Origin of the sequence: Luteococcus peritonei, assembly GCF_039526385.1 — a bacterium.
In the GTDB taxonomy this organism is placed as follows: domain Bacteria; phylum Actinomycetota; class Actinomycetes; order Propionibacteriales; family Propionibacteriaceae; genus Luteococcus; species Luteococcus peritonei.
Window position 1 is genome coordinate 1 of record NZ_BAAAIX010000012.1, and the last position, 2,325, is coordinate 2,325.

Sequence of the window (2,325 nt, forward strand, 5' to 3'; positions counted from 1 at the left end):
TCGAAGCACGTGCCATGAGAGTGATCCTTTCAACGAATTCACTCTCCGGACATGCCGGGGCGGTTCAGTGAAGGCGTTGTCGGTGACGGTGGCCAGGTCGCCGACGTGGACGCGGTCGTTGTCGAGGTAGAACCCGATCGCGGCCGTGTCTCCTTGGCGGAGGGCGAGGGAGGCGGCGGCTTCGGCGGGGTCGGTGAAGCGCATCAGTTCGTCGAGGGTGGCGGCGCCGTGCCGGGTTTGGATGTCGCGCAGCAGGCCGCCGGAGCCGATGGCGGCGAGCTGTTGGTCGTCCCCGATGAGCCGGACGACGGCGCCGCGTGTGGTGGCCCAGCCGGTGACGGTGGCCAGGGTGAGGGTGTCGGCCATGCCGGCCTCGTCGATGATGACCATCGAGCCGGCGGTGATGGTCTGGGCCCAGTGGGGGAGTTGGTCGTGGGTGATGCCCCAGGCGAGTTTGGCGAGGGTGTCAGCCTCCAACCCGGTCGATTGGGACAGCTGGGACGCGGCGGCGGCCGAGGGGGCGAGGCCGACGACAGTGTGGCCAGAGGCCTCCCACGCCGCCGCCAGGGCGTGCATGGCGGTGGTCTTGCCCGACCCGGCCGGCGCGATCGCGAGCTGCACCAGACGCCCCGATGTCGCCAGCTGCTCCACCAGCGCCGACTGCCCCGGGTTGAGGGCGAAACCGCGTTCGGCGGCCGACATCGCCAACGACGCCTCCAGCACCGGCTGCGCCATCGAGGCTCCGCCGTCCGTGCCGGCGAGGGAAAGAATGTCTTCCTCTGCGTGCAGGATGCGGTGGGAGGTGAACAGGGTCGATCCGGCGACGGTGTACACGCTCGATCCGTCCGCTCGGCGCAGCGGTGCGGGTTCGGTGATCCCGAAGGTGGGCTTCTCCAACGGGACGGATGCTTCGAGGGCCATCGCGGTGAGCAGGTCGACGGCGGCATCGACTGTGCCGGTGGGGGTGGCCGTCAGGCGCACCTGGCGTTGAGCCTCGGCCCTGACATCGGTGCGTCGCCACGTCGCGCCGCGGCGCTCCATCGCCGCCACCACACGTGAGGTGGCGGCGTCGAACCAGCCGCTGTCGGCCACCGGCAACTCCTGCGCCTGGGCGGGGTGAAGTGCCGCCTGGACGACGTGGGTGATTGCCTGCGGGCTGCCGAGGACGGCGATGGCCTCGGCCCGCCACGCGGCGCGTTGCTCAGCGATGGTGCGGGGCGCGTGTTTGGCGTCGCGGGTCTCCAACGTCGCACGCTGCGCCAGGTCGTAGCCCTCCACCACCGTCGGCGGCCGTCCATGATCGTCCTGGAACGACGACGCGAGCTCACCGCGCCGTTGCTCGATCGCTCGACGCCGTGACGACCACCGCTCGTTCAACTCGGCCGGCACCCCGACCACCTCACGCACCGGACGCTTCCCAGCCCCCATGGCGCGGTCCTCGAACCGCAGCCCGTGCGCTTCGAGGCGCTTGTACAGGGCCGTGTTGTAGGTCTCGGATGCCGCGACCACGCCCTGGTAGAGGAGCCGGGCATCGATCGCCAGCCACTTGCCCGACCCAGTGGCGCGGACCTTGTTCGCCACCGCCACATGCGTGTGCAGGTCGGGATCGCCGGCGCGGGAGTCACGGTGGGTGAACGCCGCGCCGACCAGCCCGTCGACGTCGACCTGCCGCACCCCCTTCGCGCCCTCGCGGGTGTAGAGCAGATGGTCCTCGACGAACCGCAGCGCCTCCGCCACCGCGTCGTGGTGGGCGCGTTCGACCATCGCCGCGGTCGGAAGGTCGGCGATCGCCCACAACGTCGACACACTCTTCGGCGGGGAGAAGGTCAAGTCGAAACCGGACACCACCGAACGACCCGGCCGCGAGTACCGCGCCACCGCACCTGCCAGCTCCCGCGCATCGACGTGCGGGCGGCCCATCTCCCGGACGAAGAACTCCGCCGCCACCTGGCTGCGGATCCCGGCCCGCACCTCACCCGGAACCCTCGCATCCGCCTCCAGGCCACGGCTGATGCTCCACTCCGCCACCCGACGCGCCACCTCGACACGGAAGTTCGACACCTCCGACGGCAGCTTGAACGGCGCCCCCAACCGGTAGGCCTCAAGCAGCTCACGCTCCGACGCGTCAGCCCCCAGCTCGGCGGCCCGTTCGTGCCCCAGCGGGTGCTGTCCAGCGCCGAATAACAACTGCATCTGCTCCGCCGTCACTTGGGAACCGGCAAAGTCGTCACTGATGGATGAGCAGCCCCGGCCCACCGGGAGTGTCCGATTAACGGTGTAAGTGGCGGGTTCTACTGGGTGGTGCTGGCCGCGGGCATGCGGTCA

1 protein-coding gene is annotated in these 2,325 nt (G+C 70.4%); it reads right to left on the reverse strand.

Features of this window, described 5'->3' with window-relative positions; translation table 11 throughout:
- A partial coding sequence (gene mobF, locus ABD073_RS05120; RefSeq protein WP_343872832.1) for a MobF family relaxase occupies positions 1-2,256 on the reverse strand: 2,256 nt, incomplete at its 3' end.
- Positions 2,257-2,325 lie beyond the last annotated feature (69 nt).